The organism is Nitratireductor soli, from assembly GCF_001050155.1.
GTDB classification, from domain to species: domain Bacteria; phylum Pseudomonadota; class Alphaproteobacteria; order Rhizobiales; family Rhizobiaceae; genus Nitratireductor; species Nitratireductor soli.
Genome location: NZ_LFVY01000026.1, coordinates 26,969 through 51,190 on the forward strand (window position 1 = coordinate 26,969; position 24,222 = coordinate 51,190).

Annotated in this window: 37 protein-coding genes and 1 pseudogene; 4 read left to right on the plus strand and 34 right to left on the minus strand. The window is 62.9% G+C overall.

What is annotated here, in order from left to right:
* Window positions 1-24 precede the first annotated feature (24 nt).
* The gene (locus AB843_RS23675) at window positions 25-699 is read right to left on the minus strand and encodes a hypothetical protein (protein ID WP_048649390.1); all 675 of its coding nucleotides are present in this window, start codon (window positions 697-699) and stop codon (window positions 25-27) included.
* A 250-nt stretch (window positions 700-949) separates the two neighbouring features.
* Between AB843_RS23675 and AB843_RS23680 the strand changes: the two genes are divergently transcribed.
* The 3 genes from AB843_RS23680 (at window position 950) to AB843_RS23690 (ending at window position 3,468) form a co-directional block, all read left to right on the plus strand.
* Window positions 950-1,228 (plus strand): DUF4212 domain-containing protein, encoded by a 279-nt coding sequence (locus tag AB843_RS23680; protein WP_048649391.1) that lies wholly within the window; start codon window positions 950-952, stop codon window positions 1,226-1,228.
* Window positions 1,229-1,240: 12 nt separating this feature from the next.
* Window positions 1,241-3,052 (plus strand): sodium:solute symporter family protein, encoded by a 1,812-nt coding sequence (locus AB843_RS23685; RefSeq protein ID WP_048649392.1) that lies wholly within the window; start codon window positions 1,241-1,243, stop codon window positions 3,050-3,052.
* A gap of 65 nt (window positions 3,053-3,117) precedes the next feature.
* Window positions 3,118-3,468 carry a YggT family protein gene (locus tag AB843_RS23690; RefSeq protein ID WP_048649393.1) on the plus strand — a complete coding sequence of 117 codons (351 nt, stop codon included), beginning with the start codon at window positions 3,118-3,120 and terminating at the stop codon, window positions 3,466-3,468.
* Window positions 3,469-3,477: 9 nt separating this feature from the next.
* On the opposite strand, the gene AB843_RS23695 is transcribed toward AB843_RS23690, so the two are convergent.
* Genes AB843_RS23695 through AB843_RS23720 form a run of 6 tightly spaced genes read right to left on the minus strand, consistent with a single transcriptional unit; the run spans window position 3,478 to window position 9,471 of the window.
* Window positions 3,478-4,269 (minus strand): ATP12 family chaperone protein, encoded by a 792-nt coding sequence (locus AB843_RS23695; protein ID WP_048649394.1) that lies wholly within the window; start codon window positions 4,267-4,269, stop codon window positions 3,478-3,480.
* Window positions 4,270-4,288: 19 nt separating this feature from the next.
* Window positions 4,289-5,149, minus strand: a complete 861-nt coding sequence (locus AB843_RS23700) for a DMT family transporter (protein ID WP_082143988.1) — start codon at window positions 5,147-5,149, stop codon at window positions 4,289-4,291.
* Between the two features lie 56 nt (window positions 5,150-5,205).
* Complete coding sequence (locus tag AB843_RS23705; protein WP_048649396.1) at window positions 5,206-6,192, minus strand: RluA family pseudouridine synthase; 987 nt, start codon at window positions 6,190-6,192, stop codon at window positions 5,206-5,208.
* Window positions 6,193-6,228: 36 nt separating this feature from the next.
* Window positions 6,229-6,606, minus strand: a complete 378-nt coding sequence (gene crcB, locus AB843_RS25385; protein ID WP_048649424.1) for a fluoride efflux transporter CrcB — start codon at window positions 6,604-6,606, stop codon at window positions 6,229-6,231.
* A gap of 43 nt (window positions 6,607-6,649) precedes the next feature.
* Window positions 6,650-7,966: a replication-associated recombination protein A gene (locus AB843_RS23715; protein ID WP_048649397.1), complete on the minus strand. Its 1,317-nt coding sequence runs from the start codon at window positions 7,964-7,966 to the stop codon at window positions 6,650-6,652.
* 11 nt (window positions 7,967-7,977) lie between these two features.
* Entirely contained in the window at window positions 7,978-9,471 is a 1,494-nt protein-coding gene (locus tag AB843_RS23720) for a DegQ family serine endoprotease (RefSeq protein ID WP_048649425.1), read from the minus strand.
* Between the two features lie 123 nt (window positions 9,472-9,594).
* On the opposite strand from AB843_RS23720, the pseudogene AB843_RS26305 reads away from it, so the two are divergent.
* Window positions 9,595-9,696: pseudogene (locus AB843_RS26305) on the plus strand (DMT family protein); the annotation flags it as partial.
* 89 nt (window positions 9,697-9,785) lie between these two features.
* Here AB843_RS26305 and rplQ read toward each other — a convergent pair.
* From rplQ to rpsJ, 27 genes are all read right to left on the minus strand, one after another.
* Window positions 9,786-10,217 carry a 50S ribosomal protein L17 gene (gene rplQ / locus AB843_RS23725; protein ID WP_048649398.1) on the minus strand — a complete coding sequence of 144 codons (432 nt, stop codon included), beginning with the start codon at window positions 10,215-10,217 and terminating at the stop codon, window positions 9,786-9,788.
* Between the two features lie 53 nt (window positions 10,218-10,270).
* On the minus strand, window positions 10,271-11,281 hold the full coding sequence (locus AB843_RS23730; RefSeq protein WP_048649399.1) for a DNA-directed RNA polymerase subunit alpha: 1,011 nt from the start codon (window positions 11,279-11,281) through the stop codon (window positions 10,271-10,273).
* Between the two features lie 97 nt (window positions 11,282-11,378).
* Window positions 11,379-11,768, minus strand: a complete 390-nt coding sequence (rpsK, locus tag AB843_RS23735) for a 30S ribosomal protein S11 (RefSeq protein ID WP_008597537.1) — start codon at window positions 11,766-11,768, stop codon at window positions 11,379-11,381.
* A 144-nt stretch (window positions 11,769-11,912) separates the two neighbouring features.
* Entirely contained in the window at window positions 11,913-12,281 is a 369-nt protein-coding gene (rpsM, locus tag AB843_RS23740; protein WP_048649400.1) for a 30S ribosomal protein S13, read from the minus strand.
* Between the two features lie 199 nt (window positions 12,282-12,480).
* Window positions 12,481-13,065: an adenylate kinase gene (locus AB843_RS23745; RefSeq protein WP_048649401.1), complete on the minus strand. Its 585-nt coding sequence runs from the start codon at window positions 13,063-13,065 to the stop codon at window positions 12,481-12,483.
* Window positions 13,062-14,402, minus strand: a complete 1,341-nt coding sequence (gene secY, locus AB843_RS23750) for a preprotein translocase subunit SecY (protein WP_048649402.1) — start codon at window positions 14,400-14,402, stop codon at window positions 13,062-13,064. Before secY ends, AB843_RS23745 begins: the two co-directional genes overlap by 4 nt.
* 134 nt (window positions 14,403-14,536) lie before the next feature.
* The gene (gene rplO / locus AB843_RS23755; protein ID WP_048649403.1) at window positions 14,537-15,013 is read right to left on the minus strand and encodes a 50S ribosomal protein L15; all 477 of its coding nucleotides are present in this window, start codon (window positions 15,011-15,013) and stop codon (window positions 14,537-14,539) included.
* Between the two features lie 11 nt (window positions 15,014-15,024).
* A complete protein-coding gene (gene rpmD / locus AB843_RS23760; RefSeq protein ID WP_082143989.1) occupies window positions 15,025-15,225 on the minus strand; it encodes a 50S ribosomal protein L30 in 201 nt (66 codons plus the stop codon).
* Window positions 15,226-15,297: 72 nt separating this feature from the next.
* Window positions 15,298-15,855, minus strand: a complete 558-nt coding sequence (gene rpsE / locus AB843_RS23765) for a 30S ribosomal protein S5 (protein WP_048649405.1) — start codon at window positions 15,853-15,855, stop codon at window positions 15,298-15,300.
* Between the two features lie 87 nt (window positions 15,856-15,942).
* Complete coding sequence (gene rplR, locus AB843_RS23770; protein WP_048649406.1) at window positions 15,943-16,302, minus strand: 50S ribosomal protein L18; 360 nt, start codon at window positions 16,300-16,302, stop codon at window positions 15,943-15,945.
* 11 nt (window positions 16,303-16,313) lie between these two features.
* Entirely contained in the window at window positions 16,314-16,847 is a 534-nt protein-coding gene (rplF, locus tag AB843_RS23775; protein ID WP_048649407.1) for a 50S ribosomal protein L6, read from the minus strand.
* A gap of 37 nt (window positions 16,848-16,884) precedes the next feature.
* On the minus strand, window positions 16,885-17,283 hold the full coding sequence (gene rpsH, locus AB843_RS23780; RefSeq protein ID WP_048649408.1) for a 30S ribosomal protein S8: 399 nt from the start codon (window positions 17,281-17,283) through the stop codon (window positions 16,885-16,887).
* 12 nt (window positions 17,284-17,295) lie between these two features.
* Window positions 17,296-17,601 carry a 30S ribosomal protein S14 gene (rpsN, locus tag AB843_RS23785; RefSeq protein ID WP_048649409.1) on the minus strand — a complete coding sequence of 102 codons (306 nt, stop codon included), beginning with the start codon at window positions 17,599-17,601 and terminating at the stop codon, window positions 17,296-17,298.
* Between the two features lie 27 nt (window positions 17,602-17,628).
* Window positions 17,629-18,186, minus strand: a complete 558-nt coding sequence (gene rplE, locus AB843_RS23790) for a 50S ribosomal protein L5 (protein WP_048649410.1) — start codon at window positions 18,184-18,186, stop codon at window positions 17,629-17,631.
* On the minus strand, window positions 18,179-18,493 hold the full coding sequence (rplX, locus tag AB843_RS23795; protein WP_048649411.1) for a 50S ribosomal protein L24: 315 nt from the start codon (window positions 18,491-18,493) through the stop codon (window positions 18,179-18,181). The genes rplE and rplX overlap by 8 nt, the downstream gene beginning before the upstream one ends.
* A 12-nt stretch (window positions 18,494-18,505) precedes the next feature.
* On the minus strand, window positions 18,506-18,874 hold the full coding sequence (gene rplN, locus AB843_RS23800; protein ID WP_007009523.1) for a 50S ribosomal protein L14: 369 nt from the start codon (window positions 18,872-18,874) through the stop codon (window positions 18,506-18,508).
* 65 nt (window positions 18,875-18,939) lie between these two features.
* Entirely contained in the window at window positions 18,940-19,182 is a 243-nt protein-coding gene (gene rpsQ / locus AB843_RS23805) for a 30S ribosomal protein S17 (protein WP_048649412.1), read from the minus strand.
* A gap of 11 nt (window positions 19,183-19,193) precedes the next feature.
* Window positions 19,194-19,394 carry a 50S ribosomal protein L29 gene (rpmC, locus tag AB843_RS23810; protein WP_048649413.1) on the minus strand — a complete coding sequence of 67 codons (201 nt, stop codon included), beginning with the start codon at window positions 19,392-19,394 and terminating at the stop codon, window positions 19,194-19,196.
* A 14-nt stretch (window positions 19,395-19,408) separates the two neighbouring features.
* Window positions 19,409-19,822 carry a 50S ribosomal protein L16 gene (gene rplP / locus AB843_RS23815; protein ID WP_048649414.1) on the minus strand — a complete coding sequence of 138 codons (414 nt, stop codon included), beginning with the start codon at window positions 19,820-19,822 and terminating at the stop codon, window positions 19,409-19,411.
* Window positions 19,823-19,842: 20 nt separating this feature from the next.
* A complete protein-coding gene (gene rpsC / locus AB843_RS23820; RefSeq protein WP_048649415.1) occupies window positions 19,843-20,550 on the minus strand; it encodes a 30S ribosomal protein S3 in 708 nt (235 codons plus the stop codon).
* The gene (rplV, locus tag AB843_RS23825) at window positions 20,550-20,939 is read right to left on the minus strand and encodes a 50S ribosomal protein L22 (protein WP_007009518.1); all 390 of its coding nucleotides are present in this window, start codon (window positions 20,937-20,939) and stop codon (window positions 20,550-20,552) included. The genes rpsC and rplV overlap by 1 nt, the downstream gene beginning before the upstream one ends.
* 2 nt (window positions 20,940-20,941) lie before the next feature.
* Window positions 20,942-21,220: a 30S ribosomal protein S19 gene (gene rpsS / locus AB843_RS23830; protein WP_048649416.1), complete on the minus strand. Its 279-nt coding sequence runs from the start codon at window positions 21,218-21,220 to the stop codon at window positions 20,942-20,944.
* A 16-nt stretch (window positions 21,221-21,236) separates the two neighbouring features.
* Window positions 21,237-22,073: a 50S ribosomal protein L2 gene (gene rplB / locus AB843_RS23835; RefSeq protein WP_048649417.1), complete on the minus strand. Its 837-nt coding sequence runs from the start codon at window positions 22,071-22,073 to the stop codon at window positions 21,237-21,239.
* Window positions 22,074-22,094: 21 nt separating this feature from the next.
* Window positions 22,095-22,388 (minus strand): 50S ribosomal protein L23, encoded by a 294-nt coding sequence (locus tag AB843_RS23840; protein WP_048649418.1) that lies wholly within the window; start codon window positions 22,386-22,388, stop codon window positions 22,095-22,097.
* A complete protein-coding gene (rplD, locus tag AB843_RS23845; RefSeq protein WP_048649419.1) occupies window positions 22,385-23,005 on the minus strand; it encodes a 50S ribosomal protein L4 in 621 nt (206 codons plus the stop codon). Before rplD ends, AB843_RS23840 begins: the two co-directional genes overlap by 4 nt.
* Window positions 23,005-23,736, minus strand: a complete 732-nt coding sequence (gene rplC / locus AB843_RS23850) for a 50S ribosomal protein L3 (RefSeq protein ID WP_048649420.1) — start codon at window positions 23,734-23,736, stop codon at window positions 23,005-23,007. The genes rplD and rplC overlap by 1 nt, the downstream gene beginning before the upstream one ends.
* Window positions 23,737-23,822: 86 nt before the next feature.
* Window positions 23,823-24,131: a 30S ribosomal protein S10 gene (rpsJ, locus tag AB843_RS23855; RefSeq protein ID WP_007009511.1), complete on the minus strand. Its 309-nt coding sequence runs from the start codon at window positions 24,129-24,131 to the stop codon at window positions 23,823-23,825.
* Window positions 24,132-24,222 lie beyond the last annotated feature (91 nt).

A 24,222-nucleotide genomic window follows, 5' to 3' on the forward strand; every position in this document is an offset into this window, starting at 1 on the left:
TCGCCTTCCGGCGGGGCTCTCTTTTCACCCTGCGAAAACACCGGCCTCAGCGCCGCCCTCGCCTCGCCAGTCCCGCGCAATCGCGCCAACATCGGCGCGGCGGCGAAAATCCCGTGTCACCTCGCCATAGGCGAAGCGTATGGAGTTCTCGACGATTTCGCGGTCCAGCTTTTTCAGTTCGTCGGCGATCGGCGCCCATTGAAACAAGGCGGCGGGGCTTTCGGTGAAGGCATCGCCACCGGCAGCCATGTTCTCCCAATGTACCCCCGCAAGGCGCGCCTCGAAAGCCTTTTCCCATGCCGCGCGCGCATCCATGTCGGAAAGCTGTTGCTCGTTGTCCGCGAGCCCGGCCAGGCGGCATTGCCGGGCAAGACGCGCGCTTTCCTCATGGGTGAGCCCGCCCACCACCGCCACCCGCGCGACCGTGTGGATCGTCAGGTCGGAAAGGGCGGCAGCGAAGACATGGACCTTCGCCACATTCACCGAATCCATGAAAACCGCATCCTCGAACAGAAGCGGATAGCGCGTGCCCATGCGCGCCTTCAGATAACCGTAGAGCTTTTTCTGCGAGACGAAGGCGGATCGGCTCGCCACGAAATGATGCATCGCTTCGGCGGTGGCGATCGGCGCCCTGTCGAAACGCAGGCTGAAAAGCCCGGAAAACCGCCCCACCAGCGCGCGCGCCCTGTCGATTATCACATTGCCTCTCCCTCACAATCGCGCCGGCATGCATCGCGGCCGGACGAAGACCTCCGACATTGGCAGGACGCTACCCACTCCCCAAGCGCCGGCATATGCAACTGACTTCCTACGACCAATGTCGCATTTCTATTCGCGATAGCACGCGCGTAAGATTTTGTAATCGTCATCATGCGCTGATTCCATACGATGACGAGGAGGTGTGCCGGCACGCTATCGCTCGCCGGCCCAGATAGGGAGGAGGGATTTAATGTCCGGCAACGAGGTAAAACTTAATCCGGAGCAAATGGATCGATATTGGGGGAAGACAAGAAATCTGACCTTTGTGATCCTTTTTCTCTGGTTCATCTTCGCCATATTGATCCCATGGTTCGCTGGTCCGCTCAACAGCGTCAGCTTCATGGGCTTTCCTCTGGGATTCTACATGACCGTGCAGGGCTCGCTGATCGCCTTCGTCGTTCTGATCTTTGTCCAGAACTGGCGCCAGGACAGGATCGACGACGAGTTCGGTCTCCAGGAAGAAGAATAGGGGAACCCGACCATGGCTTTGATAAAAGGCAATTTCCTAGACAATATCGGCCGCGTCTACGGCATCTATACAGGCGGCTTTCTCGCCTTCATCGTCCTGATGGCGATACTCGAGCAGCTCGGCGTCGCCGCCGATACGATCGGCATTCTCTTCGTCGCATTCACCATCGCCATCTACGCCCTGATCGGCTGGCTGTCGCGAACCATGGAGGTCGACGCCTATTACGTTGCCGGGCGGCAGGTTCCGGCGGTCTATAACGGCATGGCGACGGCGGCCGACTGGATGTCCGGCGCGTCCTTCGTGGCCATGGCCGGCGGTATCTATTTTGGCGGCTACAGCTATATCGCCTTCGTGGTCGGCTGGACCGGCGGCTACATTCTCGTCAACTCGCTGATGGCGCCCTATCTGCGCAAATTCGGCTGTTATACCGTGCCCGACTATATCGGCACGCGCTTCGGCGGCAATCTCGCCCGCCTGATGGCCGTCATCGTCCTGGTGGCCGCCTCGTTCACCTATGTGACGGCGCAGATCAATGCCACCGGCACGGTTGCCGCGCGGGCGCTGCACATTCCGTTCGAGGTCGGTGTCTGGTTCGGCCTTCTCGGCATCCTTCTATGCTCCATGCTCGGCGGCATGCGCGCGGTGACCTGGACCCAGGTGGCCCAGTATATCGTGCTCATCATCGCCTATCTGGTGCCTGTCATTTGGATGTCCAACTCGCAAGGCTTCGGCATCATCCCGCACTTCTCCTACGGTGAGGCTGTACAGCGGATCACCGAGCTGGAAGCCGAATATGGACTTCTGCCTGCAGCCGAAGCCATGGCCGGCCTCAGCGTGCTGACGACGCCCGCCGTGGCGCCGGTCGGGGATTATGCGGAGTGGAAATTCGTCACGCTTGCAATCTGCATGATGGCCGGCACGGCATCGCTGCCGCACATCCTGATGCGCTACTTCACCACCCCGACCGTGCGTTCGGCGCGCAAATCGGTGGCCTGGTCGCTGCTCTTCATCTTCCTGCTCTACTTCACGGCGCCGGCTCTGGCCACGCTGACGAAGCTGCAGCTTCTCGATCCCACGCTTCCCACCGCCATCATCGGCAAGCCGATCGAGGAAGTGCTGGCGCTCGACTGGATCAGGAATTGGAGCCAGGTGGACATGCTTGCGGTGGCAGACCAGAACGGCGACGGTATCCTGCAGCTGAACGAATTGTTCCTGCGGCCCGACATCGTCGTGCTGGCAACGCCGGAGATCGCCGGCCTGCCCTATGTCATCTCCGGCCTCGTCGCCGCCGGTGGCATGGCAGCGGCCATGTCGACGGCGGACGGCCTGCTTCTGGCCATCGCCAACGCGCTCAGCCATGATCTCTACTACAAGATCATCGATCCCAAGGCAGAGACGGCCACAAGGCTCATCGTCGCCCGCATATTGCTGGTCGTCATCGGTGCGCTCGGCGCCCTGATCGCCTCGCTGCAACTGACCGGCATTCTGGGTGCGGTTGCCTGGGCATTCTGCTTCGCCTGCTCCGGCCTCTTCTTCCCGCTCGTCCTCGGCGTGTGGTGGAAACGGGCAAACCGCGAAGGCGCGATCGCCGGCATGGTCGCCGGCTTCGTCGCCGGCACTGCCTATCTCTACTATGTCTATAATGGCGGAACGCCGTGGTTCGGGCTGGACCATCTGCGCTTCGGCATCGTCGGCATGACAGCGAGCCTCGTTTCCATGGTGGTCGTCACCCTGCTGACACCAGCGCCGGACGAGGAAATCCAGAAAATGGTCGACGCGACCCGTGTGCCGACAGGCCCGGCCATCCTTTCGTCCAACCACTGAACCGGTTACAATCATTGCTCAGGGGCGGGTTTTCCCGCCCCTGATTCGTGTCGCGAGGAGATTTCATGCTGGGTGCGTTCCCCATCTGGGTTATTGCCATCGACTACATACTTGGCGTCATCATGTGGACCCTGATCGGGCGCGCGGCGATGAACGTCTTCCTGCCGGAAGATTCGAGCTTCTTCTTCATGCGCGTCTTCGTGCGCGCGACCAATCCGATCCTGCGCGTCTTCCGCCCCCTCACCCCGGGCTTCCTGCTCGACCCGCTGGTGCCGCTCTATGTGGCGTGGTTCTTCTTCATGATTCGCTTCTACCTGATGCCCTGGCTGCTCGGCTATTCGGTCATGGGCATGCTGTCCTTCCCGCTCGAAAGCGAGGTGGCAGCCATGATCTATCAGGCGTTCGGCAACAGGTAGCAGGCAGGCTCAAGCGTCGAGCGCGGCCAGGAGGGCTGCGGCCCCGAACATGTCACGCTCGCGAGCGGAACGTCGCGCTGCGGCCTCCCCATCCTCGCCCCATTGCGCAATGTTCCAATCCTCGTCGACATGGGCCGCCTTCCAGGCATCCTCAACGCGAATGGCCTTTGCTTCGACCGCGAGTGCGAGGATCAGCGAACCCGTCAGCGCCGTCATCACATGCAGGGCAGCCAGCCGGAGCGGCGCGGTGCGCTGGCGCAGATGCGCGCTGACGGCGGCAATCGCCGCGCGCGGCTGCTCCACATGAACCACCCCTTCGGCCAGCACGAAATGCGCGCCCATCGCCTGTTGTGCCCAATCAAGGATCGGATCCCACATCTGCGCCTGCAAGGCGATGAGGCGCTCGGGCGACGGCGCGCGGTAGCAGAGAAGATCGCTCGACGCGTAGCGCAGCACGTCTTCCAGCACCGGTTGCGCGTGATGGGCCACACCGTCGAGCGCCGTGTTGACCAGCCGGGTCACCGGCATCGTCGCCGGGTCGATATCTTCGCCTTGGCCCGCATATTCGCCCGCCACGAGCTCGGCGGCCGCCTGCGAGGGAAGCAGGACCGGTGTCGCACCCGGCGTGCGAACCATGCGCCCGTCGAGGAGAATGGCAAACGCATCCCCTTCCACGCCGACGGACACGCCGCTGTAGAAGCGCTTCGGCAACGGCCGTTTCATGGCACTCTGGGCGCGCCGCACAGGGTCCTGCTCGGCGGCGGTCTTCCCGTCTTGAAGGTCGTTCAAAAGATCACGCATGGGCTCACATATAATCTCTCTAGCCTGGAACGACACGCCGGTGCGGCCGGTTGACCACCAGCAGGCCGATGGCGATCAGGCACAGCGCCAGGACGATCTTTGCGGTCAGTGGCTCACCAAGGACGACGGCGCCGCTCAACACGCCGAAGGCCGGCGTCAGGAAGGCGAAGCTCGACAGGCCGGACGCCGGGTAGCGGCGCATCAGCCAGAACCACACCACATAGGTGAAGGCGACGACGAACACCGCCTGAAAGACGAACGCGCCGCTGGCCAGCCATGACACGTCGCGCAGTATGGGACCATTGAATGGAATGAACGGCAGCGCCATCAACCCCGAAACCGACAATTGGTAGAGGAGCGTCTTCTCGGCGCTGGCGTCGGTCAGCCGGGAATGCTTGATGACGACGATGGTCGCCGCCCACAAGACGCCGCCCAGGAGGCACAGGACATCGCCGATGATCGCCCCGGGACCGGGCAGGCTCAGCCCGTCGGAAAAGACGAGGCTCACGCCGGCAAAGGCGAGAACGAGCCCGACGAACTTCACCGCCGACATCTTCTCGCCAAGCAGAAAATGCCCGCCGAGCAGCATCCAGAACGGCATGGCGTTGAGCATCAGCGCGCCGCGCGCGGCGGACGTATACTCCAGGCCGACGAAAATGCAGAAGAATTCGAGGCCGAACAAGGCGCCGGCCAGAAGACCCGGCAGCAAGGTTCCATCGCGCTGAAACAGGCTGATGCGCCGATAGCGACACCAGAGAAAGACCAGCCCGGCGGCGACCGCCGAACGCAGGAACAGGACGAACATCGGGCTGTAGCCGGTGTTGGCGATCTTGATCGCCACCTGGTTCAGCCCCCAAGAAAAGGTGAGGCCGATCATCATGATCGCCGCGAAGGCGTCGATCGCCTCGCGCCGGCCGCCATCGGCTACCGCAACGGTCACCGCCCCTCCTCCGCCGCCGTCTCGTCGAGGCCAAGGAGGTTCCAGCTCTGCCGCATATGCGGCGGCAGCGGCGCCGTGACGTCGATCTTGCCCTTGTCGGGATGCGGAATCACGATGCGCCGCGCATGCAGATGGAGCCGGTTCTGCAGGCCGCCCGGAAAATCCCAGTTCTGGTCGGCTTCGAAATATTTCGGGTCGCCGATGATCGGGCAGCCGATATGGGCTGCGTGGACGCGCAACTGATGCGTGCGGCCCGTATAGGGTTCCATTTCGAGCCAGGAAAGCGTGATCCCCGCCTGCTCGATCACGCGGTAATTGGAGACGGCGTGATCGGAATCCGGCTCTCCGTGCTTGGCCACGCGCATGCGGTCGCCATCCGGCGTCTGTTCCTTCACCAGCCAGGTGGAGATGCGTCCCTCGCGCTGCTTCGGCACGCCCTTGACCAACGCCCAATAGGTCTTCTTCGTCTCGCGGGCACGGAAGGATTCGGCCAGCCGCATGGCCGCCTGCCGCGTCCGCGCGACGACGAGCACACCGGACGTGTCCCGGTCGAGCCGGTGCACCAGGCGCGGCTTCTCGCCCTTCTTGCTGCGCCAGGCTTCCAGCATGTCGTCCACATGCCGATGGACGCCGGAGCCACCCTGCACGGCCAGGCCCGCCGGCTTGTTGAAGACGAAGACCTTCGGGTCTTCATAGAGCAGCATCTGCGACAGGGCTTCGGCATCGCCCGTGTCACGCAGGCTGTGCGCCGTCAGATTGTCGCTGGCCTTGCGATCGACGGCGAGCGGCGGGACGCGCACCATCTGGCCGGCCTTGATCCGCGTTTCAGCCTTGGCGCGGCCTCCATCGACGCGCACCTGGCCCGACCGCAACAGCTTTTGCAGATGGCCGAAGCCGAGGCCGGGGAAATGCACCTTGAACCAGCGATCGAGGCGCATGTCCGCCTCGTCCTTCTGCACTTCCACCTGCTGCACACTCGTCATGACGAACAATCCGTTCCGGTCTTCGGGCAGTCGCGCTTACGCGAAGTGCCGCACCAGCCAAAGGCCGGCAAAAAGGGCGGCGATCGCCCCACAAACGCTGACGAGCACATAGGCCGCGGCCATCGCCCCGGCGCCCCGATCCCACAGCACCGCCACATCCAGCGAAAAGGCCGAGAATGTGGTGAACCCGCCCAACAGCCCCGTCGCGATGAACAGCCGCAATTCGGGCGGCGTGCCGGCGCGCCGCGTCAGCCACTCGATGAACATGCCCATGACGAACGACCCGACGAGATTGACGGCCAGCGTTCCCCAGGGAAAGCCGATACCCAACAGGCGCATCGCGGCGAGCCCCGTCAGATGCCGCAGGCTCGCGCCGATTGCGCCGCCGGCGGCGACGATCAGCAAATGATTCATGCCGCCCTTTTCGCAGAAGCTGCGCAAAAATCAACAAGCGCCGTCACCCGCCCTCCCCGCGTTCCTTGCGCAGTTTTGCCCAATAGTCGAGCCGCTTGCGAATCTCGCGCTCGAAGCCGCGTTCCGGCGGGTCGTAGAATTGCCGGCGGCCCATCTTTTCGGGAAAATAATCCTGCCCGGAAAAGGCTTCCGGCGCATCGTGATCATAGGCATAGCCCGATCCGTAGCCGGTTTCCTTCATCAGTTTGGTCGGCGCGTTGAGGATGTGCTTCGGCGGCAGCAGCGAGCCATGCTCCTTCGCCGCCGCCATCGCCTGTTTGAAGGCGGTGTAGACGGCATTCGACTTCGGCGCCGTCGCCAGGTAGACGCAGGCCTGGGCGAGCGCCAGTTCGCCCTCCGGCGAACCCAGATAATCGTAGGCGTCCTTCGCCGCATTGGCGATGGTGAGCGCCTGCGGATCGGCCAGGCCGATATCCTCGACGGCCATGCGCACCAGGCGACGCCCGAGATAAAGCGGGTCCTCGCCGGCATCGAACATGCGCGCCAGATAGTAAAGCGCGGCATCGGGATCGGAGCCGCGCACCGACTTGTGCAGCGCCGAGATCAGATTGTAGTGGCCGTCCTGCCCCTTGTCGTAGATCGGCGCGCGCCGCTGCGCCACGCGCTGCAAGGCCTCTGCGTCGAACACCTCGCCTTCACGCGCCGCCCGCCACACCTCCTCGCCAAGCGTCAGGACGGCGCGGCCGTCGCCATCGGCCATGCGGACCAAAACCGCGCGCGCCTCCTCGTCCAGCGGCAGCGGCTTGCCTTCCATCGTCTCGGCGCGTTCCAGGAGCCGTGCCAGGCTTTCCGGCCCAAGCGTGTTGAAGGTCATGACGCGCGCCCGCGACAGAAGAGCGGCGTTGAGCTCGAAGGACGGGTTTTCCGTCGTCGCCCCGACGAGGATCACCGTGCCGTCTTCCATCACCGGCAGGAAGGAATCCTGTTGCGAACGGTTGAAGCGGTGGATTTCATCGACGAACAGAAGGGTCTGCCGCCCCTGCGAGCGGCGCAGCCGCGCCGTTTCGAACACTTTCTTCAAATCGGCAACGCCGGAGAAGATCGCCGATATCTGCTCGAAGGCGAGGTCCGTCTCGCCGGCAAGCAGCCGTGCAACGGTGGTCTTTCCGGTGCCTGGCGGCCCCCAGAAGATCAGCGAACCGAGCGACCGGCTGTCGATCATCCGCGTCAGGGCTCCGTCAGGTCCGGTCAGGTGCTCCTGACCCACCACTTCGGCGAGCTTGACCGGCCGCAAACGATCGGCCAGCGGCCGGTTGACCGGCGCCCTGTCTTCCTCGGTGCTCGCAAAAAGATCGCTCATGGCCCTTTTCGTCAAAAACGCAGCGTCTGCTGCAATATGCGGCCATCGCGCTCGATGGCAAAGCGCCAGCGGCGGCTGTCGTCGCGTGCCACACGCAACAGCGTATCGGCCCGGTCGATCTCCAGCCCGTTGACCTCACGGATGACGTCTCCCGGCCGGAGCCCGACACTGGCCGCCGGCGACCGGCGGTCGACGTCGAGGATCACGACGCCCTTTCTGTTGAGCGGCAGTTTGAGGCGCTGGGCCAGGCGCGGCGCGAGATCGGCAACGGAAGCGCCGGCGAACGGTCCCCGCCCGTCGATCAAGGTCGGATTGACCGCCTCGCCCTCCGACAGGCGTTCCAGGCGGATTGTGATGTCCGTGTTCTTGCCGTCGCGCAGAATCTGGATCGTGCCGTCCTCGTCGACCGGGTGGGTCGCCAAGCGATACTCCAGCGCGTCGGGATGCTGGACATCGGCGCCATCCATGGCGGTCACCACATCGCCGGGCTTCAACCCGGCGCGGGATGCCGGACTGTCCTCCGCCACCTCGCGCACCAGCGCGCCGACGGGCCGCGCCATGCCGAGCGCTTCGGCGATCTGCGGGGTTACCGGATCGAACGAGGCGCCGAAATAGGGCCGTTCGAAGGTGTCGGCGCCGCTGAGCGCCGCATCCACCACGGCGCGCACCATGTTGGCCGGAATGGCGAAGCCGATACCGATTGACCCGCCGCTGCGGCTGACGATGGCCGTGTTGATGCCGATCACCTTGCCCTTCATGTCGATCAGCGCGCCACCGGAATTGCCGGGATTGATCGCCGCGTCGGTCTGGATGAAGAAGCCGAAGTCGGACACGCCGATATGGCTGCGCGCCAATGCCGAGACAATGCCGCTGGTGGTCGTCTGCCCGACGCCGAACGGATTGCCCATCGCCAGGACGAGGTCGCCGACCTCCAGAAGATCGGAATCGCCCAGCCGAACCGCGGCGAACGGTTCCGAGCCCTTGATCTTCAGCACCGCCAGATCCAGAGCCTCGTCCTTCAGCAGGATTTCGCTTTCGAACTCACGCCCGTCGGCGAGCGCGACCTTCACCTCATCCGCATCGCTGATGACGTGGTAGTTGGTGACGATGACGCCGCTCTGGTCGACCATCACACCGGAGCCAAGCGAGGAACGCACGCGCGGCGGCATCTGGCTGCGGCCGAAGAACTGCTCGAAGAAGGGATCGCCCATGAAGGGCGAGCGCACCTGCACGGTCGAGGAGGCGTAGACGTTCACCACCGCCGGCGCGGTCTCGCGCACCAGCGGGGCGAAGGAGAGCTGCACTTCCGCCTGGCCGAAGGGCACGCGGCGCTGCGTCTCGGGTTGCTGGCCGGGCGCCGTCGGCGCGCCGGCATCGCCGCCGCGCAGCAATTTCGACAGCGTTTGCGAAAAACTGTTGCCCGGCCCGTCCTGCGCATGCCCCGGCGCGATCAGCCCGGCCAGGACGACAAGCAATGACAACAGGCGAAGCGACGTGTTTTTCATGACGGTCCTCGGTTCGGTGAGCCGCATCTTTTCACACGCAATTGTGCGCAATAAAAGACCTTACTGATCGATGCCGCCGGCGATGTTGGAGCGTTTTGCAATCAGGAAGAATCAACGGCGCCCATGAGCCTCGTCCATCCGACACTGGCCCTCCTGCCGGCGGTCTCCAGCATCTTCATGACATTTGCGTGGTACGGCCATCCCGAATTCACCAGCAAGCCGCTGATGATCATTGCGCCGATTCGGCCAGACAGAGCGCAGCAAAAAGGGGCCTCGTGGGCCCCTTCTGAAATTTCACGGAGGATGAAAACCGCTTATGCGGCTTCCGCCTCCTCGTTGCCGCCCTCGGCTTCGACACGGGCGCGGTCGGCCGCACCCTTGGCCGAGACGTCGCGGCCGACGAACTCGATGACAGCCATCGGCGCATTGTCACCATGGCGGAAACCCGCCTTCATGATGCGGATGTAGCCGCCGTGGCGATCCGCATAGCGCGGCGCGACCGTGTCGAACAGGCGCTTCGCCAGCGTCTCGCTGCCGATCGCCGCGATCACCTGGCGGCGGGCATGCAGGTCGCCCCGCTTGCCGAGCGTCACCAGCTTCTCGACGATCGGGCGCAGCTCCTTGGCTTTCGGCAGCGTCGTGACGATCTGCTCGTGCTCGATCAGCGATGCCGCCATATTGGAAAACAGCGCCTTGCGATGGCTTGCCGTCCTGTTCAGCTTGCGGCCGGATTTTCCGTGGCGCATGGCTTTTCTCCTTCAATTCCCGTCGCCCGGCGGTTGGTGCGGGCGTCGCGGGGCTAGTATTGGTCTTCGTAGCGCTTGGCGAGTTCTTCGATGTTTTCCGGCGGCCAGTCCTCGACTTCCATGCCGAGGTGCAGCCCCATCGACGCCAGCACTTCCTTGATTTCGTTGAGCGACTTGCGGCCGAAATTCGGTGTGCGCAGCATTTCCGCCTCGGTCTTCTGGATCAGATCGCCGATATAGACAATGTTGTCGTTCTTCAGGCAGTTGGCGGAGCGAACGGAAAGCTCGAGCTCGTCCACCTTCTTCAGAAGCGCCGGGTTGAAAGCGAGCTCGGCCACCTGCTCGGCGGGCTGCTCCTTCTGCGGCTCTTCGAAATTGACGAACAGGCCAAGCTGGTCCTGCAGGATGCGCGCGGCAAATGCCACGGCGTCCTCGCCGGTGACCGAACCGTTGGTCTCGATGGTCATGGTCAGCTTGTCATAATCGAGAACCTGGCCCTCGCGGGTGTTCTCGACCTTGTAGGAGACCTTCTTGACCGGCGAATAGAGGCTGTCGACCGGGATCAGTCCGATCGGCGCGTCTTCGGCGCGGTTGCGGTCGGCCGGCACATAGCCCTTGCCGTTGTCGACGGTGAACTCCATGCGGATTTCCGCGCCTTCATCCAGCGTGCACAGCACATGGTCGGGGTTCAGCACCTCGACGTCGCCGACCGTCTGGATGTCGCCGGCGGTGACGGCGCCCGGACCCTGCTTGCGCACGACCATGCGCTTGGGACCGTCGCCCTCCATGCTCAGCGCGATCTCCTTGATGTTGAGGACCATGTCCGTGACATCTTCCCGCACACCGGGGATCGAGGAGAATTCATGCAGCACGCCGTCGATCTGCACCGCCGTCACGGCGGCACCGCGCAGCGACGACAAAAGCACGCGCCGCAGCGCATTGCCCAGCGTCAGGCCGAAGCCACGCTCCAGCGGCTCGGCCACCAGCGTGGTGACGGTGCGGCCCTTGGAGGAGAATTCGACCTTGTTCGGCTTGATAAGCTCTTGCCAGTTTTTCTGGATCATTCCGGTTCCTTCCGTTACTCCGCCACCATCCAATCGTGGCGGACGTTCTGGAAACCGCAGAGGAGCGCCACGGCGCTCTTACGGCCATTGCGAATGTTTAGACGCGACGCTTCTTGCGCGGGCGGCAGCCATTGTGCGGGATCGGCGTCACGTCGCGGATCGACGTGATGGTGAAACCGGCCGCCTGCAGAGCGCGCAGCGCCGATTCACGGCCTGATCCCGGACCCGACACTTCCACTTCCAGCGTGCGCATGCCGTGCTCCTGCGCCTTCTTGGCGCAATCCTCGGCAGCCACCTGGGCGGCAAACGGCGTCGACTTGCGCGAGCCCTTGAAGCCCTGCGCGCCAGCCGACGACCAAGCAATCGCATTGCCCTGCGCGTCGGTGATGGTGATCATCGTGTTGTTGAAGGTCGAGCTGACGTGAGCGACACCCGACGAAATGTTCTTGCGTTCGCGACGACGAACGCGCGTGGCTTCCTTGGCCATGACTTCCCTTTCAAACGATCTCTACACCGCCGTAACACCAGCGGCTCCACCTGGGGTGAATGGTGAATGGTAAATAGTGAATGGTCGCTGGCCGAAATGTTCGGCTCTTAACCATTCACCATTCACAATTCACCATTTACCAATTCACTTCTTCTTGCCGGCAATCGCCTTGGCAGGACCCTTGCGGGTGCGCGCATTGGTATGCGTGCGCTGGCCGCGGGTCGGCAGCGAACGACGGTGACGCAGGCCGCGGTAGCAGCCCAGATCCATCAGACGCTTGATGTTCATCGACACTTCGCGGCGCAGATCGCCTTCGACCTGCAGGTCGCGGTCGATCGTCTCGCGAATGGCCAGCACTTCGGCGTCGGTCAGTTCGCTGACACGGCGCTCGGCCGGGATGTTGACCTTCTTGACGATATCGCCGGCAAGCTTCGGGCCGATGCCGTGGATATACTGCAGCGCGATGACGACGCGCTTGTTGGTCGGAATGTTAACACCGGCTATACGAGCCATTTTAGTCTCCATCTAAGCCGGCGCACCGGCGCTTCATTTGCCCGCGTCCGGTGGAGGCCGGCCCCTGCGGGATTAATTTGTTCCTACAAACAACGTGGCCGAGCCAACCGGCCCGACCAAGCGCTTGTTCGATCAGGAGACGGCTCGCATTAGTCGATATCCGACATCTAGTCAAGCGCGCCGCATTCCTTTCCGATCACTAAACCGTTGCGAGAACCCGTTCGATCTCGGCCGTGACTTCGTCGATGCTCGACATGCCGTCGATGCGGCGCAGCAGACCCTTGGCATGATAGTAGCCGATCAGCGCCGCCGTCTTCTTGTAATACTCGCGGAGGCGCTCCTCGAAGACCTCCGGATTGTCGTCCTTGCGCGGCGTCTGGCCGGCTGCGACGGCGTCTTGCGCGCGCTTGACGATGCGCCCGATCAGCGCCTGGTCGTCAACCACCAGTTCGATCGTCGCATCCAGTTTCTCGCCACGCTCGCCGAGCATGGCTTCGACGGCGTCGGCCTGCGCCAAGGTCCGCGGATACCCGTCAAGGATGAAGCCATTCGTGCAATCGGGCTGGTCTATCCGTTCGGCGACGATCGCGTTGACGATCTCGTCGGAGACCAGCTCGCCGGCATCCATCACCGCCTTGGCGCGCTTGCCGACATCCGTTCCGGCACTTACGGCCGCGCGCAGCATGTCACCCGTGGAGAGCTGGGGAATCCCGTGCTTCTCGACCAGCCGCTGTGCCTGAGTGCCCTTCCCCGCTCCCGGCGGCCCAAGAAGTATAAGCCTCATCGTCCCCTTTTCCCCCCACGCAGCTTCGATTTCTTGATCAGTCCCTCATACTGGTGGGCGATCAGATGGCCCTGCATCTGCGCCACCGTGTCCAGCGTGACGCTCACCACGATCAACAGCGACGTTCCGCCGAGATAGAAGGGAACGCCGGTCGCCGAGATAAGGAACTCCGGCAGCAGGCAGATCAGCACCAGGTAGATCGCGCCGACCACGGTGATGCGGGTCAACACATAGTCGATATATTCGGCGGTGCGCTCGCCCGGGCGATAGCCGGGAATGAAGCCGGAATGCTTCTTCAGCTGGTCCGCCGTATCCTTCGGATTGAAGACGATGGCCGTGTAGAAGAAGGCGAAGAAGGCAATCAGCGCCGCATAGAGGATCATGAACAATGGCTGGCCGTGGCCGACCGAGGCAAGGATGGTCGAGGCCCAGCCCGGAAGCTGCGTCGTGTCGGAGAACCCGGCGACGGTCGCCGGCAGAAGCAGGAGCGACGAGGCAAAGATCGGCGGGATGACACCGGCCGTGTTCAGCTTCAGCGGCAGGTGCGAGGTGTCGCCCTGGAACATGCGGTTGCCGACCTGGCGCTTGGGATACTGGATCAGCAGCCGCCGCTGCGCCCGTTCGAAGAAGACGATGACACCGATGACGGCGACGACAAGGACGATGATCGCCAGGATCAGGCCGGTCGACAAAGCGCCCGTGCGGCCCAGCTCCAGCGTGCCGCCGATGGCCGAAGGCAGGCCGGCGACGATACCGGCGAAGATGATCAGCGAAATGCCGTTGCCGATGCCGCGCGCGGTGATCTGCTCGCCGAGCCACATCAGGAACATGGTGCCGCCGACCAGCGTGATGACGGCGGAAACGCGGAAGAACCAGCCCGGATCGGAGACGATGTTGGCGCCGCCCTCAAGCCCGACCGAAATGCCATAGGCCTGAACCGTCGCCAGGATGACCGTGCCGTAGCGCGTGTACTGATTGATGATTTTGCGGCCCTGCTCGCCTTCCTTCTTCAACTGCTCGAGCGACGGAACGACCGACGTCATGAGCTGCATGATGATGGAGGCGGAAATATAGGGCATGATGCCCAGCGCGAAGATCGCCATGCGCTCGACGGCACCGCCGGCAAACATGTTGAACATGCCGAGCACGCCGCCCGACTGCTGTTCGAAGGCCTGGGCAAAGGCATCGGGATTGATGCCGGGCATCGGGATATAGGTGCCGAGCCGGTAGACAAGCAACGCGCCGAGCGTGAACCAGATGCGCTTCTTGAGATCCTCGGCTTTCGCGAAGGCCGCGAAGTTGAGGTTTGACGCAAGTTGTTCCGCTGCCGATGCCATGAAGAATTCTCCGGTTCGTCACACGCCTCAGTGTCCGTTCCCGGAGACCGGCGAATATTGCCGAAATCCCGAGATAGGTTGCGGCGGACAAGGATGCAAGCGGCAACCGGATGGTTGCCGATTGCTGCGCAACTTTATTCGGCCGAAGCCGCGGCCTCGGCCAGCTTGATCGTGCCGCCGGCCTTCTCGACCTTGGCGACAGCGGCCTTGGAAGCGCCGGCAATCTCCAGCGTGACCTTGGCTTTCAGCTCACCGTCGCCGAGCAGGCGAACGCCGTCCTTGGCGCGGCGGATGACGCCGGCAGCAATCAGCGCCGCCGTATCGATCACCTTCTTCTCGTCCAGCTTCTTGGCGTCGATCGCGATCTGCAGACGCGCGATGGAGACTTCGTTGAAGTCGGTGGCGAAAATATTGGTGAAGCCACGCTTGGGCAGGCGCCGATAGAGCGGCATCTGGCCGCCTTCGAAACCCTTGATCGCCACGCCGGAGCGCGACTTCTGGCCCTTCACGCCACGGCCGCCGGTCTTGCCGGTGCCTGAGCCGATGCCGCGACCAACGCGCTTGCGCGACTTGGTGGCGCCTTCGTTGTCACTGAGTTCATTCAGTTTCATCGTGTTTCTCCTCAGGCCTCGTCCACGACGCGGACCAGGTGCTGCACGGTCGCGATCATGCCGCGCACGGAGGGGGTGTCCTCCAGCGTCGAGCGACGGTGCATCTTGTTCAAGCCAAGACCCACCAGCGTCTGGCGCTGGCTGGCCGGGCGGCGAATGGGGCTACCGATCTGTTCGACGGTGACCGTCTTGCCCTTCTTCTTCTCTGCCATCTTCGTCATTCCTTGCAAACGGCGGCGATCAGGACCCGCTCATTGTCGAACGGGCCGACCAGCCAGTGAACCTTATTCCTCGGCGCCGGCGGCAGCACCGCGGCGCGCCTGCAGCGTGGAATATTTAATGCCGCGCTGGGCAGCAACGTCCTTCGGATGCAACTGACGCTTCAAGGCGTCGAAGGTGGCCCGCACCATGTTGTATGGGTTGGAGGAGCCGAGCGACTTCGCAACCACGTCCTGCATGCCGAGCGTCTCGAAGACGGCGCGCATCGGACCGCCGGCAATGATGCCGGTACCAGGCTTTGCAGCGCGCAGCAGAACGCGTCCGGCGCCATGACGGCCGGCGACATCGTGATGCAGCGTGCGGCCGCCGCGCAGCGGCACGAACACCATGTCGCGCTTGGCGCTCTCGGTCGCCTTGCGGATGGCTTCCGGCACTTCGCGCGCCTTGCCATGTCCGAAGCCGACGCGGCCCTTCTGGTCGCCGACGACGACGAGCGCGGCAAAGCCGAAACGACGGCCGCCCTTCACCACCTTGGCAACGCGGTTGATGTGAACCAGTTTATCGACGAATTCGCTGTCGCGATCATCGCGATCGCGACGATCGTCCCTACGTCCTTGTGCCATAACCCTTTTCCTTGTTCTTTTCCGGAAGCACGGGGTTGATATGAATCATTCGGGCGCGTGTTTGCCTTACGGCCGCGCCCGAATGGGTTAAAACTTCAGGCCGCCCTCGCGAGCGGCATCGGCAAGCGCCTTGATGCGGCCGTGATAGAGATACGGGCCGCGGTCGAAGACCACTTCCGATACCCCTGCCTTCTTGGCGCGCTCGGCGACCAGCTTGCCGACCGCTGCGGCTGCAGCGGCATCGGCGCCGGTCTTGAGCGAGACCTTGAGGTCCTTGTCCAGGGTCGATGCGGCCGCGAGCGTGTGGCCCTTGGCGTCGTCGATGACCTGGACGTAGATGTTCTTCGAGGAACGGTAGACCGAAAGGCGCGGCTGGCCATTGGAGACCGCCTTGATCTTCCGGCGAACACGTCCCGCGCGCCGCTTGACGGAGACTTTCGAGACCATGGTTTGCGTTCCTACTTCTTCTTGCCTTCTTTACGGACGATCGTCTCGTCCGCGTATTTCACGCCCTTGCCCTTGTAGGGTTCGGGGCCGCGCTTCTTGCGGATCTCGGCGGCGACCTGACCGACAACCTGCTTGTCGATGCCGCTGACGATGATCTCGGTCGGCTTCGGCACGGTGATCGTGATGCCTTCCGGCGTCTGGTAGATCACTTCGTGGCTGTAGCCAAGCGAAAGCTGCAGGTTCTTGCCCTGCATCGCCGCGCGGTAACCGACGCCGTTGATCTCAAGGCGCCGTTCGAAACCGTCCTTCACCCCTTGCAGGATGTTGGCGATCTGCGTGCGCGACATGCCCCATTTGGAGCGCGCATCCTTGGACTGGTCGCGCGGATCGACCGCCACGGCGCCATCGTCGAGCTTCACCAGAACTTCGTCGTTGACGACGAACTTCAGCTCGCCCTTCGGCCCCTTGGCCGTAACGGTCTGGCCGTCGACTTGCGCCGTGACGCCCTGCGGCACCGGGACCGGCTTTTTGCCAATGCGAGACATTTGTCTGCCCTCGTTCTTTGCGGTTAGCGCTGCCCGATCAGAAGATCTGGCAGAGCACCTCGCCACCCACATTCTGTTCACGTGCTTCGTGATCGGCCATCACGCCCTTCGGCGTCGAAAGAATGGCGATCCCGAGGCCGTTGGCAACCTGCGGAATGGATTTCACCGAAACGTACACCCGGCGGCCGGGCTTCGAAACACGCGCGATCTCGCGGATCACCGATCCGGCCTCGCCGTACTTCAGCTCGATCTCGATCTCCGACTTGCCATTGTCGTAGTCGACCTGGCTGTAGTCGCGGATGTAGCCTTCCGCCTTGAGCACATCGAGGACGCGGGCGCGCAAGCGCGAGGCCGGCGTCGAGACCCTGGTCTTGTTGCGGCCGATGGCGTTGCGGATACGGGTCAGCATATCGCCGAGAGGATCATTCACGGACATCGTCTTTTCCCCTTACCAGCTCGACTTGACCAGGCCCGGAACCAGGCCCTTGTTGCCCAGTTCGCGCAGCGCGATACGCGACATTCTCAGCTTGCGATAATAGGCGCGCGGGCGCCCCGTCACATCGCAACGATTGCGGATGCGCGTCTTCGACGAATTGCGCGGCAGGGCAGCAAGCTTGAGCTGTGCCTGGAAACGCTCTTCGATCGGCTTCGACTGATCCTTGACGATCGCCTTCAACTCCGCCCGCTTGGCGGCGAAGCGATCGACCAGCTTGCGCCGAGCCTTGTTCTTTTCGACTGCGCTGACTTTAGCCATTTAAAGTGTCCTTCTTCTCGCTTGCCGTTACTGCCGGAACGGGAAGTTCAGGGCCTTGAGAAGGGCCCGCGCTTCGTCGTCGGTCTTGGCGGTCGTGCAAACGATGATGTCCATTCCCCAAACCTGATCGACCTGATCATAGTTGATCTCGGGAAAAACGAGGTGCTCCTTGATGCCCATGGCGAAGTTGCCACGTCCGTCGAAGCTTTTCGGATTGAGGCCGCGGAAATCGCGGACGCGCGGCAGGGCGATGTTCACCAGCCGATCCACGAATTCATACATGCGATCCTTGCGCAGCGTCACCTTGGTGCCGATCGGCATGCCTTCACGAACCTTGAAGCCGGCAATCGACTTCGAGGCGTGCGTGATGACAGGCTTCTGGCCGGCAATCAGCGCCAGATGCTCGGCGGCGGCCGCCGGCTTCTTGGAATCGCCCGTCGCTTCGCCGACGCCCATGTTGATGACGACCTTTTCGAGGCGCGGCACCTGCATTTCGTTTTCATACTTGAAAGTATCGAGAAGCTCCTTGCGGATCACCTCCTCGTACTTCGCCTTCCAGCGCGGCTGGTACTGAGCTTTAGCCATCGATCGTTTCTCCAGAGCGCTTTGCCACGCGCACCTTCTTGCCGTCCTTCTGGACCTGGAAGCCGACACGGGTCGGCTTGCCGTCCTTGGGGTCGGCCACGGCCAGATTCGACAGGTGAATCGGCGCTTCCATGGAAATGATGCCGCCCTCGTTCTGAGCGGACTGCTTCTGGTGGCGGCGCACCAGGTTGACACCGCGGACGACCGCCTTGTCTTCCTTCGGCATCACCTTGACCACCTCGCCGGAACGGCCCTTGTCCTTGCCGGTCAGCACGACGACCTTGTCGCCTTTTTTAATCTTCTGCATATCCCCGGCCTCCTAGAGCACTTCCGGCGCGAGCGAAATGATCTTCATGTGGTTCTTGGCGCGCAGCTCGCGCGGCACCGGTCCGAAGATACGCGTGCCGACGGGCTCTTTCTTGTTGTCGACCAGAACGGCTGCGTTCTTGTCGAAGCGGATGACGCTGCCGTCGGCGCGGCGAATGTCCTTCGCCGTACGCACAACCACCGCCTTCATCACATCGCCCTTCTTCACGCGGCCGCGCGGAATGGCCTCTTTCACGGACACGACAATGATGTCGCCGACAGAGGCATATTTCCGCTTCGAACCGCCAAGCACCTTGATGCACATGACACGACGGGCGCCGGAATTATCCGCCACATCGAGGTTTGTTTGCATCTGAATCATGACTGGCCGCCTTCTCGTTCAATGGAAAGCGGCTCAGACGTCCCGCTTCCCGGCTTTTTCAATCTTTACTGCGCCTGGGTATCGGTGACGACGACCCAGTTCTTGTCCTTCGAAATCGGCCGGGTCTCTTGGATCATGACCACGTCGCCGACCTTGCACGCATTCGCTTCGTCATGCGCCTTGTACTTCTTGGACATACGCACGACTTTTTTCATCATCGGATGGGTGAAGCGACGCTCGACACGAACGACAATGGTCTTGTCGTTCTTGTCGCTCACCACGGTGCCCTGCAAAACGCGCTTTGGCATATTCGCTGTCCTCAGGCCTTGCTGCCGACCGACTTCTCGGCCGTGATTGTCTTGATGCGCGCGATATCCCTGCGGATTTCTTTCACGCGCGCGGTTTTCTCGAGCTGCCCAGTCGCTTTCTGGAAGCGCAGGTTGAACTGCTCTTTCTTCAGTTTGGCCAGCTCATCATTCAGCTGGTCCGGCGTCATCGCCCTGACATCAACGGCCTTCATCGCGTCCGCCTTTCCTACTCTGCAATACGCTGCACGAAGCGCGTCTTGATCGGCAGCTTGGCCGCGCCGAGACGCAGAGCCTCGCGTGCGACATCGACGGCAACGCCGTCGATCTCGATCATCACGCGGCCCGGCTTGACGCGGCAGGCCCAGTAATCAACCGAACCCTTGCCCTTGCCCATGCGGACTTCGGTCGGCTTCGAGGTGACCGGCACATCCGGGAAGATGCGGATCCACACGCGGCCCTGACGCTTCATCTGACGCGTAATGGCGCGGCGCGCGGCCTCGATCTGCCGGGCGGTGACCCGCTCCGGCTCCAGCGCCTTCAGGCCGAAAGAGCCGAAATTCAGTTCCGTGCCGCCCTTCGCCAGGCCGTGGATACGGCCCTTGAACTGCTTGCGGAACTTGGTGCGCTTTGGTTGCAGCATTGTTGTCTACTCCAAAATTCCTAAGCGTTCTCGCGACGACGACCGCCGCTGCCGCCCTGTTCGCCTTCGATCGCGCGGCGCTCGGAGGCCATCGGATCGTGCTCCAGGATCTCGCCCTTGAAGACCCAAACCTTGACCCCGCAAATGCCGTAGGCCGTCTTGGCCTCGGCCGTGCCGTAATCGACATCGGCGCGCAGCGTGTGCAGCGGCACCCGACCCTCGCGGTACCATTCCATGCGAGCGATTTCCGCGCCGCCCAGACGACCCGCGCAGTTGATGCGGATACCCTCGGCGCCCAGACGCATCGCCGACTGAACGGCGCGCTTCATGGCGCGGCGGAACGCCACGCGGCGCTCCAGCTGCTGGGCGATCGACTGGGCGATCAGCGTCGCGTCGATCTCCGGCTTGCGCACTTCGACGATGTTGAGGTGCGTCTCGGCATCCGTCATCGAAGCGACCTTGCGGCGCAGCTTCTCGATGTCGGCGCCCTTCTTGCCGATGATCAGACCCGGCCGCGCAGCGTGGATCGTCACGCGGCACTTCTTGTGCGGACGCTCGATCACCACCTTCGAGATCGCAGCCTGCTTCAGCTCTTTCTCGATGTACTTGCGGATCTTGAAATCCTCATGCAGCAGGTCGCCATACTCGGCATTGTCGGCGAACCAGCGCGAATCCCACGTGCGGTTGATCCCGAGACGAAGACCGATCGGATTGATTTTTTGGCCCATCAGGCGGCCTCCACTTTCTCTTCCACTTCACGCACGACAATCGTCAGGTGCGAGAACGGCTTCTCGATCCGGCTGGCGCGGCCACGGCCACGCGCATGAAACCGCTTCATGACGATCGACTTGCCGACATGGGCCTCGGCCACGACCAACGCATCCACGTCCAGGTCATGGTTGTTCTCCGCGTTGGCGATGGCCGATTCCAGCGTCTTCTTGACGGTTTCGGCGATCCGCTTGCGCGAGAATTCCAGATCGGCGAGCGCAGTCGCGACCTTCTTGCCGCGGATCATCGCTGCAACGAGGTTCAGCTTCTGCGGGCTGACGCGGATCGTGCGCAATACGGCACGCGCTTCGTTGTCAGCAAGCCTGCGCGGCGCTTTGGCCTTGCCCATGTCTATTTCCTCTTTGCCTTCTTGTCCGCCCCATGGCCGTAGTAGGTGCGGGTCGGAGAAAACTCACCAAACTTCTGCCCGACCATCTCTTCCGAGACATTGACGGGAATGTGCTTCTGGCCGTTGTAAACACCGAAGGTCAAACCCACGAACTGGGGCAGGATGGTGGAGCGACGGCTCCACATCTTGATGACCTCGTTGCGGCCGCTTTCGCGCACCTTGTCGACCTTCTTGAGCAGATAGCCGTCGACGAAGGGGCCTTTCCAGACTGAACGGGACACTTGCCGCTACCTTTCCTTAGCTCTTGCGCTGATGGCGCGAGCGCATGATGAATTTGTCGGTCGACTTGTTCGACCGCGTCTTGGCGCCCTTCGTGGGCTTTCCCCAGGGCGAAACCGGGTGACGGCCGCCGGACGTGCGTCCTTCACCGCCACCATGCGGGTGGTCGACCGGGTTCATGGTCACGCCGCGGTTGTGCGGGCGCTTGCCCATCCAACGCTTGCGACCGGCCTTGCCCAGGCTGACATTGCCGTGATCCGGGTTGGACACCGCACCGACCGTGCCGAAGCAGGCACCCGAAACCAGGCGCTGTTCGCCGGAGTTCAGACGCAGGATCGCCATGCCCTGGTCACGACCGACCAATTGGACATAGGCGCCGGCGGAACGGGCAATCTGGCCGCCCTTGCCGGGCTTCAGCTCGACATTGTGGACGATCGTGCCGATCGGCATGGCCGACAGCGGCATCGCATTGCCCGGCTTCACGTCGACAGCCTTGTCGCTGGCGATGACCTTGTCGCCGGCAGCCAGGCGCTGCGGCGCCAGGATGTAGGACAATTCACCGTCGTCATAGCGCACCAGCGCGATGAACGCCGTGCGATTCGGGTCGTATTCCAGGCGCTCGACCGTACCGGCCACGTCGAACTTGCGACGCTTGAAGTCGATCAGGCGATAGGTCCGCTTGTGACCGCCGCCCTGGAACCGCGCGGTGATGCGGCCCGTATTGTTGCGGCCGCCCTTGCTGGTCAGGCCTTCCGTCAGCCCCTTGACCGGCTTGCCCTTGTACAGGCCGGACCGGTCGACGATGACCAGCTGACGCTGGCCGGGGGTTACGGGTTTGTACTTCTTAAGTGCCATTGTCTTATCCTCGCCGCCCGATCAAAGGCCAGTCGCGATGTCGATGGAATGACCTTCGGCCAGCGTGACAATCGCTTTCTTGACGTCGCTCTGGCGGCCGATCGTTCCGCGGAACCGCTTCACCTTGCCCTTGCGCACCAAGGTGTTGACGCCGGAAACCTTGACGCCGAACAGCGCCTCGACGGCAGCCTTGATCGCGGGCTTCGTCGCGCCGCGCGCCACATTGAAGACCACCTGGTTGTTTTCCGACGCCATGGTCGATTTCTCGGTGATCGCCGGGCTGACAATCACGTCATAGTGACGAAGATCCGTCATTTGAAACGCTCCTCGAGGGCTTCGACCGCGGCCTTCGAAAGGACCAGCGTGCCGCGGCGCAGAATGTCGTACACATTGATGCCCTGCACCGGCAGAACATCGATGTTGGCGATGTTTTGGGCGGCCCGCTTGAAGCCGGCATCCACTTCCGCGCCGCCGATCAGCAGCGCGTTGCTCAGGCCGAGCTTGGCGAAGGTTTCCACCAGCGCCTTGGTCTTCCCGTCGGCCAGCGCCAATTCGTCGATGACGATCAGCTTGGCGCCCTTGGCCTTCGCCGAAAGCGCATGCTTCAGGCCGAGCGCGCGGACCCGCTTGGGCAAATCATGCTCGTGGCTGCGCACGACCGGGCCGTGTGCCTTGCCGCCGCCGCGGAACTGCGGAGCGCGTGCCGAATGGTGACGCGCGCGGCCCGTGCCCTTCTGCTTGTACATCTTGGCGCCGGTACGCGAAATCTCCGCGCGGCCCTTGGCCTTGTGCGTGCCCTGCTGCTTCTTGGCGAGCTGCCAGCGCACGACGCGATGCAGAATGTCATCGCGCGGCTCCAGGCCGAAGATCTCATCGGAGATCTTGAGCTTGCCGGCATCCGTGCCCGTGAGGGTGGTTACCTTGATATCCATTATTCAGCCCCCTCGCTGGCGGTGGCTTCTTCAACCTTGGCCGCACCATTATTGCTGCTGGCGCGGATGGCCGCCGGCATCGGGGCGTTCTCCGGCAGCGCAACCTTGACGGCATCGCGTACCATGATCCACGCACCCTTCGAGCCGGGGACGGCACCGCGTACCAAAATCAGGCCACGCTCGGTATCCGTCGAAACGATTTCGAGGTTCTGCGTGGTGACGCGATGATCGCCCATATGGCCGGCCATCTTCTTGCCCTTGAACACCTTGCCCGGATCCTGACGCTGACCGGTCGAACCATGCGAACGGTGCGAGACCGAGTTACCGTGGGTCGCGCGGCCACCACCGAAATTGTGGCGCTTCATGACACCCTGGAAGCCCTTGCCGATCGAGGTGCCCGTCACATCGACCTTCTGGCCGGGGACGAAATGCTCGACCGTGATCTCGGCGCCGACATCGAGAAGATTGTCGGGCGACACGCGGAACTCGGCCATCTTGGCCTTGGGCTCCACGGAAGCAGCGGCAAAATGGCCGCGCAGCGCCTTCGACGTGTTCTTCACCTTGGCGAGTCCAACGCCGAGCTGAACCGCCGTATAGCCGTTCTTGTCCTCGGTACGCTGTGCGACAACCTGACAGTTCTCCATGCGCAGAACCGTCACGGGCACATGCTCGCCCGCTTCGTTGTAGACGCGTGTCATACCGATTTTTTGTGCGATAACACCTGAACGCATCGGTTCGATTTCCTTTCAGGGTTCCCCGCCTCCAGTCCCTCGTTCAGGGACGGCGGCGCAGGTTCCAGACCTCTTGTCTTGCGCCCTTAGAGCTTGATCTCGACATCCACGCCGGCAGCCAGGTCGAGCTTCATCAGCGCATCGACCGTCTGCGGCGTCGGATCGACAATGTCGAGCAACCGCTTGTGGGTGCGCATCTCGAACTGTTCACGGCTCTTCTTGTCGATGTGAGGAGACCGGTTCACAGTAAACTTCTCGATGCGCGTCGGCAGCGGCACAGGGCCGCGCACATTGGCGCCCGTGCGTTTCGCCGTGGACACGATTTCCCGCGTCGAAGCGTCGAGCACGCGATGATCAAACGCCTTGAGGCGGATACGGATATTTTGTCCGTTCATGTGTCACTTCCTTATTCCGCAGCGGCGCGGGATTGCCGCGCCGCGCCGGAAAGTTCCCGTTTACTCAGTGATCGATGCGACGATGCCGGCG

What these genes read in the sequence shown, in the direction of transcription:
- rplV (WP_007009518.1), bottom strand. Translation starts at nt 20,939, where the DNA reads ATGGGCAAGGCCAAAGCGCCGCGCAGGCTTGCTGACAACGAAGCGCGT.
- rpmD (WP_082143989.1), bottom strand. Translation starts at nt 15,225, where the DNA reads ATGGCAGAGAAGAAGAAGGGCAAGACGGTCACCGTCGAACAGATCGGT.
- rplE (WP_048649410.1), bottom strand. Translation starts at nt 18,186, where the DNA reads ATGGCTAAAGCTCAGTACCAGCCGCGCTGGAAGGCGAAGTACGAGGAG.
- rplP (WP_048649414.1), bottom strand. Translation starts at nt 19,822, where the DNA reads ATGCTGCAACCAAAGCGCACCAAGTTCCGCAAGCAGTTCAAGGGCCGT.
- rpmC (WP_048649413.1), bottom strand. Translation starts at nt 19,394, where the DNA reads ATGAAGGCCGTTGATGTCAGGGCGATGACGCCGGACCAGCTGAATGAT.
- rplQ (WP_048649398.1), bottom strand. Translation starts at nt 10,217, where the DNA reads ATGCGCCACGGAAAATCCGGCCGCAAGCTGAACAGGACGGCAAGCCAT.
- rpsJ (WP_007009511.1), bottom strand. Translation starts at nt 24,131, where the DNA reads ATGAACGGACAAAATATCCGTATCCGCCTCAAGGCGTTTGATCATCGC.
- rpsM (WP_048649400.1), bottom strand. Translation starts at nt 12,281, where the DNA reads ATGGCTCGTATAGCCGGTGTTAACATTCCGACCAACAAGCGCGTCGTC.
- rpsK (WP_008597537.1), bottom strand. Translation starts at nt 11,768, where the DNA reads ATGGCCAAGGAAGCCACGCGCGTTCGTCGTCGCGAACGCAAGAACATT.
- crcB (WP_048649424.1), bottom strand. Translation starts at nt 6,606, where the DNA reads ATGAATCATTTGCTGATCGTCGCCGCCGGCGGCGCAATCGGCGCGAGC.
- rplR (WP_048649406.1), bottom strand. Translation starts at nt 16,302, where the DNA reads ATGGTCTCGAAAGTCTCCGTCAAGCGGCGCGCGGGACGTGTTCGCCGG.
- AB843_RS23730 (WP_048649399.1), bottom strand. Translation starts at nt 11,281, where the DNA reads ATGATCCAGAAAAACTGGCAAGAGCTTATCAAGCCGAACAAGGTCGAA.
- rpsQ (WP_048649412.1), bottom strand. Translation starts at nt 19,182, where the DNA reads ATGCCAAAGCGCGTTTTGCAGGGCACCGTGGTGAGCGACAAGAACGAC.
- AB843_RS23840 (WP_048649418.1), bottom strand. Translation starts at nt 22,388, where the DNA reads ATGACGGATCTTCGTCACTATGACGTGATTGTCAGCCCGGCGATCACC.
- secY (WP_048649402.1), bottom strand. Translation starts at nt 14,402, where the DNA reads ATGGCATCGGCAGCGGAACAACTTGCGTCAAACCTCAACTTCGCGGCC.
- AB843_RS23695 (WP_048649394.1), bottom strand. Translation starts at nt 4,269, where the DNA reads ATGCGTGATCTTTTGAACGACCTTCAAGACGGGAAGACCGCCGCCGAG.
- rplF (WP_048649407.1), bottom strand. Translation starts at nt 16,847, where the DNA reads ATGTCTCGCATTGGCAAAAAGCCGGTCCCGGTGCCGCAGGGCGTCACG.
- AB843_RS23720 (WP_048649425.1), bottom strand. Translation starts at nt 9,471, where the DNA reads ATGAAAAACACGTCGCTTCGCCTGTTGTCATTGCTTGTCGTCCTGGCC.
- rplB (WP_048649417.1), bottom strand. Translation starts at nt 22,073, where the DNA reads ATGGCACTTAAGAAGTACAAACCCGTAACCCCCGGCCAGCGTCAGCTG.
- AB843_RS23680 (WP_048649391.1), top strand. Translation starts at nt 950, where the DNA reads ATGTCCGGCAACGAGGTAAAACTTAATCCGGAGCAAATGGATCGATAT.
- AB843_RS23715 (WP_048649397.1), bottom strand. Translation starts at nt 7,966, where the DNA reads ATGAGCGATCTTTTTGCGAGCACCGAGGAAGACAGGGCGCCGGTCAAC.
- AB843_RS23700 (WP_082143988.1), bottom strand. Translation starts at nt 5,149, where the DNA reads ATGATGATCGGCCTCACCTTTTCTTGGGGGCTGAACCAGGTGGCGATC.
- AB843_RS23690 (WP_048649393.1), top strand. Translation starts at nt 3,118, where the DNA reads ATGCTGGGTGCGTTCCCCATCTGGGTTATTGCCATCGACTACATACTT.
- AB843_RS23745 (WP_048649401.1), bottom strand. Translation starts at nt 13,065, where the DNA reads ATGAGGCTTATACTTCTTGGGCCGCCGGGAGCGGGGAAGGGCACTCAG.
- rpsE (WP_048649405.1), bottom strand. Translation starts at nt 15,855, where the DNA reads ATGGCACAAGGACGTAGGGACGATCGTCGCGATCGCGATGATCGCGAC.
- rplO (WP_048649403.1), bottom strand. Translation starts at nt 15,013, where the DNA reads ATGAAACTGAATGAACTCAGTGACAACGAAGGCGCCACCAAGTCGCGC.
- rplC (WP_048649420.1), bottom strand. Translation starts at nt 23,736, where the DNA reads ATGCGTTCAGGTGTTATCGCACAAAAAATCGGTATGACACGCGTCTAC.
- rpsN (WP_048649409.1), bottom strand. Translation starts at nt 17,601, where the DNA reads ATGGCTAAAGTCAGCGCAGTCGAAAAGAACAAGGCTCGGCGCAAGCTG.
- rpsH (WP_048649408.1), bottom strand. Translation starts at nt 17,283, where the DNA reads ATGTCCGTGAATGATCCTCTCGGCGATATGCTGACCCGTATCCGCAAC.
- rplX (WP_048649411.1), bottom strand. Translation starts at nt 18,493, where the DNA reads ATGCAGAAGATTAAAAAAGGCGACAAGGTCGTCGTGCTGACCGGCAAG.
- AB843_RS23685 (WP_048649392.1), top strand. Translation starts at nt 1,241, where the DNA reads ATGGCTTTGATAAAAGGCAATTTCCTAGACAATATCGGCCGCGTCTAC.
- rplN (WP_007009523.1), bottom strand. Translation starts at nt 18,874, where the DNA reads ATGATTCAGATGCAAACAAACCTCGATGTGGCGGATAATTCCGGCGCC.
- rpsC (WP_048649415.1), bottom strand. Translation starts at nt 20,550, where the DNA reads ATGGGCCAAAAAATCAATCCGATCGGTCTTCGTCTCGGGATCAACCGC.
- AB843_RS23705 (WP_048649396.1), bottom strand. Translation starts at nt 6,192, where the DNA reads ATGACGAGTGTGCAGCAGGTGGAAGTGCAGAAGGACGAGGCGGACATG.
- rplD (WP_048649419.1), bottom strand. Translation starts at nt 23,005, where the DNA reads ATGGATATCAAGGTAACCACCCTCACGGGCACGGATGCCGGCAAGCTC.